This is a genomic window from bacterium (genome assembly GCA_040755795.1).
Taxonomy (GTDB): domain Bacteria; phylum UBA9089; class CG2-30-40-21; order CG2-30-40-21; family SBAY01; genus JBFLXS01.
Genome location: JBFLXS010000001.1, coordinates 51,246 through 63,150, shown reverse-complemented (window position 1 = coordinate 63,150; position 11,905 = coordinate 51,246). Strand labels below are relative to the sequence as shown.

Genomic DNA, 11,905 nt, shown 5'->3' with positions numbered 1-11,905 from the left:
GGAAGTATAGTTTTGCCATGGCCGCTGGTAGCTATGTATATACGGTGACGGTATCATGTTATTTACCGACGAGTACGACCGCTCCAACGATAAGTGGAAATGAATTAAGTGCGGTGACAAGTGAAGTAAGATTACAGGGTAATTTAATCATCACGGTCAGCAAGATGGATGGAGTAGGGACGACAGGATTACCTGGAGATAAGTTTGTTTTTAGGAAGGCAGGGGTTGACTATGTGCCGACAGAGTTCAAGGAACTTGGTAGTGGGAAGTATAGTTTTGCCATGGCCGCTGGTAGCTATGTATATACGGTGACGGTATCATGTTATTTACCGACGAGTACGACCGCTCCAACGATAAGTGGAAATGAATTAAGTGCGGTGACAAGTGAAGTTACATTAGCAGGGGCTTTTAGAATTAGTGCTACGAATGAACGGAATATATCTTTGTATTTGACATCTGATGCTACTTCAACTCTTACATTAGGACCTGGTTTAAGTGAAGTTGAGCGGAGATATGATGGTGGGTATATTTATGTTGCGGCGAGTGGTCAAGGAACAATGAGTTTAGTTGTGGATGGTTATGTAAGGACGACTTCGGGGCCGGCTACCTATAGTAGTTCATCGCAGACTCCAGTAGATTTTACCGGCATTTTATTTGCCTTGAAGGTGATAGTGCGGGATGAGTTGGGGAATGGGTTGACGACGGGATTAACCACTAAATTTAGAAATAGAGATCCAGGTACTTATACTGATACTGGTGGAACACGAACATTATACTGGGCGGATACGATGGGGACAGCGGCAACCTTGTCTATCCTTAAATCAGGATACATATATGCCAATAAGACACATCCAGGATTAGACATTACTACCGCCGGTGGGATTACCGGAACATCATCAGGTCAGATTGTGATAGATTTAGGTGGTGATAATGCGACAAAGACGATTAGAACAGGTTCAATTTCTACAGCAGGGATTTATGCGATTAAAGGGTTGGAGTTTAGATTGAAGGTAATAACTTATGATGAGTTAGGGAACCCCTTAAGGGGAGTTACAGTATTATATTATGGAGGGGTTCCAAATTACCCAAATCAAGGGATAGAAGGTAATGAACATTATTATATTACTACACTTTCAAATAAACAATTAGCAGCTACTAAAACAGGATATATAAAGGTAGATTCTAATTCGGATTCCGGGTTATTTGATGTTTCAACTACCGACGGTACTCAGACGATAATAATTTTGAAAGGGACAACGGCTCTTACTACAAACCCAAGTGGAGGAGGGACATTTACTGCAACGGGACTACCATTTAATTTAAAACTATTAGGAATAACTGATGAATTGGGTAATACTTTAACTATAACTTCGGATATAACACTTGAACCTGATGTATTTACCATAGCAACATCAACAATTTGTGACGGGAAAGTATATATGGCAGCCAGTCCTACTACAACCGGTACGCTTACTGTTAGTCTTCCAGGATATACGAAGAGAACAAAAAGTAATATAGAAGTAGGAGGGAGCATACAAAAAATGGTTGATTTTTACTCTTCTCCATCCATTGGTTGGGGTGCAGACTATAGTGGCTCCGGATTACCATTTGGATTGAAAGTAGTGGTAAGAGATGAATTTGGTAGTAGTAGTGGATATAATTTGGGAAGTTTAACAAAAGCAACTTTTAGAGGAAGTGCGACTACTACATCAGTAAATAATGTATTATATTGGGCAGATACTAATGGTGTAGGGGGAACTTTGTCTGTTCAGAGGACAGGGTGGATACCTGTTGAAGTGATTAATAGTGGCTTAGGGAGTATTACCACCAGTATTAATGGACAGGTTGTTATCGATATGGGAGATTATCCTACATTAACTACCTTTATTTCTGATGGAGGTAGTTATACTATTAAAGGATTGAAATTTAATTTACAGGTTATTGGAGCAAAAGATGAATTAGGAAATAGTTTAGGGTTAGATAATACTGAATTTACTTCTTCTGATGGTTTTTCTATAGTATCTCAAGTAATAAGGAACAATATAGGATATATAGCCGGCAGCCCCACAAGTCAACAAGGGACTCTTACTATAACAAAACAGGGTTATATAAGTATTTCAAAGAAAGGTGTTACACCATTAGATAACGAGATAAGGAGTGTAGAATATACATCACCTTTCCCTTCAATTGGAGCAAGTTATGTAGCTTCCTGTTTACCATTTGGTTTGAAAGTAATAGTAGCAGATGAATTAGGGAATAAATTGGGATTTGGGAGTGAGAGTTTGACGACTAAATTATTTGATGGTCAACCTCCAGCAACAGTAACAGATACAACATATTATTGGGCGGATACTTATGGGATTGGTGAATTAAATATTTATAAAACAGGATATGTATATGCAACTGTTACGCATGGAGGATTGAGATTTATTGAGACAGGTTCTAAAACCCAGATTGTAATTAAGATGGATACTACAGGGACTGTTTCTCCTCTTGGTATTACGCAGGAAGAGACAACACCACCAAGAGCGACATATACGGTTAAAGGTTTAGAATTTAATATCAAAGTTTTAGGAGTAACAGATGAGTTAGTCAGGACAATGACTTTGACGAGCAGTTTGCCTTTTACTCCAGAAGGCTTTATAATTGCTACGCAGACAGTTAAGGATAATATCTGGTATTTGGCTGGAAGTTTTACTACTCCAGCGGGGACTTTAACGGTGCGACAGACTGGATATGTAGATACAAGTGCGACTATAACTCTTACAGGTGCGACTCAGACAACTATAGTATTTGGGACTGCTACAGAATTTCCTACCGCGATGAAAATTGCACCGAGAATGAAATTTGGATTAAAGGTGACAGTGCGTAATGAGTTGGGCGGGACTTCAAGTTTTGATTATCTCAATTTAGGGAAGGCAACATTTAGAGGTTATAATCCGGCTACTTATACGGGAACTACATTGTATTGGGCAGATACAAATGGAACAGGTAGTACTCTAACCATTGAAAAGGCAGGATATGTTAATGCTACCTGTACCCATTTTGGGTTAGGAAGTATAACTACTGGTACTGCTAATCAAGTCTGTATAGATATGGTAGCAACTTCTACCCTTGCTACTTCTTCTCTTACTCCACGAATGGCAACTTATACCATTAAAGGATTAGAATTTAATATTAAGGTAATTGGAGTAACGGATGAATTAGGTGGAACTGAAACATTAGCAGGATTAATAAATCCTACTGATGCGGCATTTATATCTGCATCAGGTGGATTTGTTATTGGGACATGGACGATTGAAAATAATATAGGTTATGTAGCGGCAACAACTACTGTTTATGGGACATTAAATATTACAGTGAAAGGATTTGTAACAACAGGTGCTACTTTAACTCCATCTGCGGGAACACAGAGTACGGTGGATTATGATGAAGGCTTGCCAGATAAATTTAATGCCAGATTTGATGGACCTGGGCTAAAATATGGATTAAAAGTAGTTGTTAGAGATGAATTAGGGCAAAATGTGGATTATAGTTCTTTGACTACATGTAGATTTAGAGAAGCTATTCCGGCTACAAAAACCTATACGGGTAGTGTCCAAAATATATTGTATTGGAAAGATACTCAAGATAGGGGGACATTGTCCATACGACGTTCAGGTTGGGTATATGCAGAAAATACAAATGTGGGATTGCAGGAATCTAATGGAATTATAGCTACCTCTACCGGCCAAATAATAATTAATATGGGTGATTATCCAGCCAGAAGTACTCTCATTTCTGAATTAGGAACATCTAATATAAAAGGTCTACAATTTAATTTAAAGATTGTTGGTGCACTTAATGAGTTAAATGGCACATTGGCTTTATCTTCAACTAATACAACTTTCAGTTCTACAGGATCATTTAGTATAATTACCTCTACTATTACCAATCAAATGGGGTATATAGCGATTACTCCGGACATGAGTGGGAGGATAAGGATTGATAAAGAGGGATATGTAGGAACTCTTACTACCCTTACGTTTTCTCAAAGTAGTGGCGCTGATCAAAGAACTCTTGCTTTTGATAGTCCCTTAAATTCTTTTGATGCTACTTCCCATAATCCAAAACTTCTCTTTGCCTTTAAGGTCTCCAGTGGTGATGTGATGGATGAGTTGGGTTATACTTTAACCCCTGCGGCGACGGATACGGTGAGGTTGTTTGGGACATCAACGGGCACACAAGAGGTTACTTATCTCGATGGTGGCACACAAACATTCAGTGGTGGAAGTTGGTACATCGCCGCTACTGGCACGGTTTGGGGGCAGTACTGGAAAGATGGCTATGTCATCACTATGTCAACCGCTTCGGTAACTGCCAGCAAGACTTTACAGATGCGACCTAAATTTATGGGGCCGGATGGTAGTTTGAAATATGCGGTAAAAATAGCTACGGTGCAGGATGAGTTAGGTGGCACTTTGACATTACAAGGTCCTTCGACTGGCACCGAGTCGGTGAAATTACTCATCCCAGGGTCAACTACAGAGGTATCTTATATTAAACAACCTGTTTGGGGAACATCAACCTCATCCTGGTATATTGCGGTTGGAACAGGGACAGGTTTCCAGGCACAATACTCAAAGAAGGGTTATGTTACGGGAACAAGCAGTCAGGTTGGCACGGCTACCGGTGGCACACAAACCATACCTTCATTTTTAGCCAGCAATGGTGATGGCTTAAAGTTTGTCTTAAAGGTGAAGGTAGTTGATGAATTTGGGAATTTGATGAATGATGTCGGAGTAACTATAGCGACATCGACTAATTTAACCGATGTCTATGGAAGTAGTAGCTGGAGAACTCCTACGCCAATAAATGCAGGGACAGGTTGTGTTTATATCCCGGTTGACCCGGCTAAAAATAATGCCACTATTTCCTTGACAGGAACAAGGACTGGTTATATTACCGGAACTGCAACTGTAATGGGGACAGGAATATTAGGTTCAACTACCCAGACACTGGGCACTATTACTATGTGGAAGGTAAGGGCTATTAGTCTGGTTACACCTTCTACCGGTACAGTAGGAACAGTTATAACAGTGGAAGGTGTTAATTATGGGCCTACAGAGTTAATCCAGATAGATTTTGGTAATACAATGACTATTACTACGACGAGTTCCTTTGGCCCTTATGGTAGTTTTAGTGTAACTTTTACAATTGATACCCAGCGTTATGGCACGCATACGATTAAAGCAATAAGTGTTGCCACAGGTCAATCTGCTACGACCACATTTGCCATCAGAGCGGATATTACCCCGGTTAGCCCGTATATAGGTAATGTTGGTGATTTGGTAACCATAAACGGCACTGGCTACGGTGCGACAGAGCAGATAAATGTTGTTTTTGGCACGACCGGGACGCTGACTACGGTAGTTACCACTAATGCCTGCGGTTCATTTACCATCACCTTCACTATTCCCTTAGAGCCGTATGGGAGTAAGACCATCAAGGTTAAGGGGGTGTCAAGTTCCTACCAGGAGAAACAGACAGAATTTAAGATAATACCACATATTACTTCAACTACACCTCAATCAGGAATAGTAGGTGTAACAATTACAGTTATGGGAGATGGATTTAGTGGTAATGCTAATCTTATAGTCTATTTAAGAGATGAGGAGCGAACGAGTCCATCTTCTCCTGGTAGTGCAGGGAGTTTTACTTTTACTTTTACCATAAACACCCAGGTATATGGGACAGCTACTATAACGGTTAAAGATGTAGCTGGAAATTCAGGAGGTTATGAAGCAACAGATACAATTACTATTCTTGCCAATATAATTGAAGTAACGCCTATCTCAGGAACAGTTGGTTCTTTTGTAACTTTATCCGGTAATGGCTATGGGGTAAGTGAGACAGTGGAGGTTTATTTTGGTATTCCGGCTGAATTTAGAGGGAGTAAGACAGTATCTTCTTCCGGGACATTTACCATTGAGTTTACTGTGCCAAAACAACCTCTAGGCACAGCAACGATAGTAGCCAAAGGTATTTCTTCTGGTGCTCAGGCCACTACAACCACATTTGCTATTACTGGTAATATCTGGGTAACAGCAAATACTGGAACAGTAGGGAAGTTGGTAACATTGTATGGAAATGGGTATAAGGCAAGTGAGCAAGTTCAGGTAGATTTTGGTACCTTTAGCAATCAATGGCAGGTTAATACAGATGGACTTGGGTCATTCACCTGTGTGCTTACGGTATTACAACAGCCCGCAACGATAAGCATTACAGCTCGCGGGATGCTCTCCGGAACAACCAGGACAACTGCCTTCTTTGTTCAAGCATCAATTTATCAGGTTACTCCTTCTTCTGGAACGATTGGCAGGGTGATTACAGTATTGGGACAGGGGTATGGCATAAGTGAAGCCATTAGACTGGATTTTGGGAATATAACAAATATAGGCATAGGGACGAGTAATTCTAATGGGACATTCAGTATTGCTTTTACTACACAGGACCAGCCGTATGGGACAAGGACAATCCTGGCTCGAGGATTTACCTCGGGTAGGTTTAGCGAAGGGACATTTAGTGTGATGTCGGCATTTCCTGAGATTACACCTGCTCAAGGGACAGTAGGGAGTTATGTTACGGTAAGAGGTAGTGGATTTGGCTCGGCAACATTGGGAACAATAACTTTAGGCATTCCTGCTCATCCACGCAATACCTTTACTACCTCTGCTTATGGGACATTCTCGGTAACATTTACCGTAGATACCCAGCCTTTTGGCTCAACAACTATCAATGTTAGAGATACCTGGGGTGCAAGTGCTACGGATACAGATAGGTTTAAGATAATTGGTAATATCTATCGGATTAATCCTGGAAGTGCTTCTGTTGGTGAATTGATTACTGTTTATGGAAATGGGTTTAAGCAGGAGGAACGGGTAGAAATAGACTTTGGATTAGTGACCACAATAGCACAGACGACAACAGATACGATAGGGTCATTTACTGCTGTTTTCACTGTAGTTCAGCAACCAGCAACTACGACAGTTAAGGCAAGAGGAATTGCTTCTTTGACCACACCAGAGGCTACCTTTAATGTAAAACAGAGGATTACTTATCTAACACCAATTTCAGGGATAGTAGGGGCAATAGTTACAGTAGAAGGTGAAGGATTCCTGGCTAATGGGCAGATTTTAATTGATTTTGGTACTATTCAGGTGATAAATCCAGGAAATCCAGGGACAACGAATGTCAATGGGACATTTAGTATTGTATTTACTAATACCGCAGGTGGAAGGAGTCATCCTTATGGCACGACGACTATAAAGGTGACGGCAGTAAATATGAGTTGGATTACTGCAGCTACCTCAACTTATCGTATCTTATCTCATATCATCAGTGTTAGTCCAAACAGAGGGAGTGTAGGGACATTAGTTACTGTACAAGGTAATGGATTTGAGGCTACAAGCGGGATAAATATTACCTTTGGACTCTGGATGCATAATATGGGAACATTTAATTCAACAGTTTCGGGGTCTCTTACCGCGACATTTACGATAGATACACAACCTTTTGGCACTACTACGATTAAACTGACAGGTCTGCAAGGCTCTTCTGTGGCAACCGGGACTGCTTTTTGTATTGTGGGAGGAATATACTTAGTTACACCTCTAAAAGGGGTAGTTAGTAGTAGGGTAACGGTTTATGGAAATGGGTATCTGACGACAGAAAGTATCAGGATAGAATTTGGTAATCATAGTAGTATTGCCTTTGCCACAACAAATTCAGCCGGGACATTTACGGTAGAATTTAGCGTGAATACCCAGTCTTCTAATCGGATGGCAGGAACGACTATTACCGCTATTGGTTCAAGTTCTGGCCAGTCATCAACAAATAATACTTTTAATATAGTTGCCAATATCTATAAAGTTTCACCCAGTTATGGGACAATAGGAACGGGAGTAGAAATTTATGGGAATGGTCTTAAATATAATGAATATTATTACTATGCCATTGATCGTACTCCTACTCCTGTGGACAAGGATGGTTCTGCTCAAGCAACAATTAATGGAGATTTTTCATTTGCTTATACATCATTTCCTATATATCCATTTGGGGAAAGAGTAATCGGAATTGCGGGGATTATGTCGCCTCCTGAAGGACGAGAAGCATATGCTACATTTACTGTGAGAGGTAACATAATTCAGATTTCACCTCAAAGCGGCACAATAGGTATTCGAGTAACGATTTCGGGAGATGGATTTAGCCCAACAGAGGCTATAACGGTAAAATTTGGGGGAGATGTAGTTGGAATAGGGACTACATCGGAAAAAGGTAGTTTCACGGTAACATTTACTACCATTACTCAGGTTGGGACACCAAGTATTGTGGTAATGGTAGAAGGGCAAGGTGGTGCTACAGCAGCTACTACTTTTAAGATTCAAACAAAGATTGTTATTACTCCTACTTCTGGGATAGTGGGAACAACTATTACTATAGATGGAGAAGGCTTTGGGAGTAAATCTATTGGTGATTCAGATGGCATTAGAATTGATTTTGGGACTACCATAAATAGAAAGGAAGTAGGTTATAATTTACTTAGTGAAAAGGGGACATTTTCAGTTACCTTTACTGCGGATGTTCAAGCGGCAACTACTACTATTAAGGCTACGGGTATAAAATCAGGTTTAACAGCGACAACTACTTTTGTAGTAACAGGTAGAATTTGGCAGATAACTCCAACAATAGGGACCGTAGGGAGTGAAGTAACGGTAAAAGGTGATGGTTTTGGGAATAACGAACAGATAAAATTAACCTTTGGTGGTCCAACAACCTGGACAACAATATACAGTAGTCCCAATGGTTCATTTAGCGTGACATTGACTGTTCCAGGACAAAATGCTGGGGTTAAAACTATTACTGCTTATGGGTTTACTTCTGGACATTATGGTGAAGGAACATTTACCATAAGAGGACAGATTAGTATTTCACCAACTATAGGTTCTGTGGGAACTATACTTACGGTAACCGGGAGTGGTTTTGCCCAATCTGTAGATGTTTATATAGACTTTGGGACTACCAAAACAATATCTTCTACTTCAACAAATGCGGCAGGTGGATTTGTTAAGTCATTTACGGTTGATACACAACCTTATGGAACTACTACTGTATCGCTTAGTAGCCCCTCATCAGAAAATGTTTGTCTCTTTACCATAATTGGAAATATTTATAAGGTGGAACCTACATTGGGGACAGTGGGAAGTTCTGTGACTGTCTTTGGTAATGGATTTGGAGTTTCATCCGATATTACTATTAACTTTGGTAATTATAGCCCACTTACCTCCTATGGTAGTTCAACTAACCTTGGCTCATTTACTATTTCCTTCACTGTAAACCTCCAGCCTTATGGGAGTCATACTATTGTTGCAACCGATAATTATACCCGAGGGACAAGTAGTTTCTTCATCCTGGCAAAGATAGTGGATATTACACCGAGTTCTGGGACAGTGGGTTCTCAGGTAATGGTCTGGGGTAATGGATATGGTTCATCAGAGTTAGTGACTATTGGATTTGGGTCAACACTGACAATTACTACTACTACCTCCAATAGATTAGGTAGTATCAGTTTAATATTCACTACCGATGTTCAGCCTTATGGAACAACAACAATCTCTGCAACAGGTGCTGATGGAGCTTATGCTACCAATACTACCTTTAAGATAACACCAAAGATGATTTTAGTTACTCCATCTCAAGGAACTATTGGTTCTATTGTAACTATTATTGGAAATGGATTTACACCTACTCCTGGAGTGATACAACTGGTTATTGGTTCGCAGATTGATAATACTAAAAAGGCGGCTACATCGGGTTCTTTAACAGTGGAACTGACTATTTCTTCTGGTCAACCAGGTGGAACAAAAACAGTTTATGGGACAGATACTTCTGGTATAAGAACCGAGGGGACATTTACTATTATTCCAAATATAACCTGTGTTACTCCATCTGAAGGAACCATTGGGACAAAAGTTACTGTTTCTGGTAATGGATTTAAAGAAAATGAATATATAAAAATAGGATTTGGTATAGTGAGTTCTATTTGCACAGCACAAGCAAATGTGTATGGAGATATAGTAACAAGTAATAAGTTTGATGTTGATACTCAACCTTATGGTTCAACTACTGTTACTGGTACGGGATTTGATATTATTCGTGAAGTGGTTAATTATTTTAAGATAAAAGGAAGGATAATTTCTATATCTCCTAATGCGGGAACAGTAGGAACATATATTACTTTAACTGGTGATGGATATAGTAGTCTAGAAACTATAGTAATTAAGATGGGGACGAAGTTGGCGGATGGAGATCCATATCGTCAAATGACTGGAGCAAGTTCAAAAGGTACTATTAGTACTACTTTTACAGTAGATATTCAACCTTTTGGAACTACTACTATCAAGGTTTACGCGGCAGGATCTATCCAGACATTTTATGGTTCAATTACTATCCAACCTAATATCTACAGCATTTCTCCTACTTCTGGAACAATAGGGATTTTGGTGGAGATAAAGGGTAATGGCTATGGGTTGAGTGAGGTAGTGGATGTAGATTTTGGGGCGCTGAGTGCGGGGGATACGGGAACAACAGGTGCAGATTCCGATGGTGCTTTTAGCTACACCTTTACTGTTCTTACTCAGCCGGCGACGGTTACGGTTAAGGCAACTGGAGTTAATACAGGCACATCAGCTACTACCTTGTTCCATGTTTTAGGTAAGATTTACGATATTTCACCTCGAGCAGGCACGGTAGGGACAATTGTGACTATCTATGGTCAAGGATTTGGGGCCTCAGAATATGTCCAAATTAGATTTGGAATTACAGAGGGTATTGCTACGGCGACGACGAATAATGGGACTTTTTCTCAAACATTTACTATAGATACACAAGCGGTAGGAGATAAGGAGGTAAGGGCTGGTGGACTTACTTCTCAGCGAGTAGCTACAGAATCTTTTACTATTAATCCTAATGTTTGGGTGACACCTACCTCCGGAACGGTTGGATTGGTAGTAACGGTAGAAGGAACAGGATTTGGTGGTGCAGAAGTTATTTCTATACATTTTGGGACAACCAGGACGATAACTACCGGTAATAGTGGTGGTCAATTTGGGCAGGGAAGGTTTGTCATATATTTTACGGTTGATACTCAAAAATATGGGACGACGACAATTTGTAGTAAGGGCCCAGGAACTCAGACAAATACCTCGTTAGTCATCTTGCCTAACATCTTTTTTGTCAGTCCAGTTTCCGGTTCAGTGGGAACAATAGTTACTGTCCAGGGTAATGGTTTTGGGGCAAGTGAGGTAATTGTGATTCATTTTGGGACAACTGCTACCATAACTCAGACCTCAACGCAAGCCTTTGGGTCATGGACAACTACCTTTACGGTTGATACGCAGGGATATGGTCTTAAAACTATCACGGCTTATGGTAGTGATACCACTCAAAAGGCTCCTGGGACTTTTTCACTTACTATAACTTCAAATTTAACATTTGTTACACCTTCTTTTGGAACGGTGGGGACAGTAGTAACCATAAATGGAGAAGGTTTTAGTGCCTCTGAGACTATTCGGATAGATTTTGGGACAAAACGGAGTATAACCGTAAGTCAAGCCAATGCCTGTGGGACATTTACTACTTCATTTACTACGGATACGCAACCTTATGGGACAACGACAATTAATGCTGTGGGTGTTTCTGCATCAGGGACTTCAACCGGCTATTTCAAGATTGTTAATATCATTATTTATTTGTCACCAAGAACTGGCACAGTGGGTAGTTTTGTGACTATTACTGGTAATGGATTTGGTAGTGCAACACAAATATCCATAAATTTTGGGACAGATGCGCTTCCGGGATTTAACTC

At 40.2% G+C, this 11,905-nt stretch carries 1 protein-coding gene (running past one end of the window); it reads left to right on the top strand.

The window, feature by feature from the left end; translation table 11 throughout:
* Positions 1 to 11,905 carry part of the coding region annotated (locus AB1414_00005) for an IPT/TIG domain-containing protein (protein ID MEW6605818.1) on the top strand (this coding region is incomplete at both ends). Its footprint extends 51,245 nt past the window's final position, so 11,905 of the 63,150 annotated nt are shown.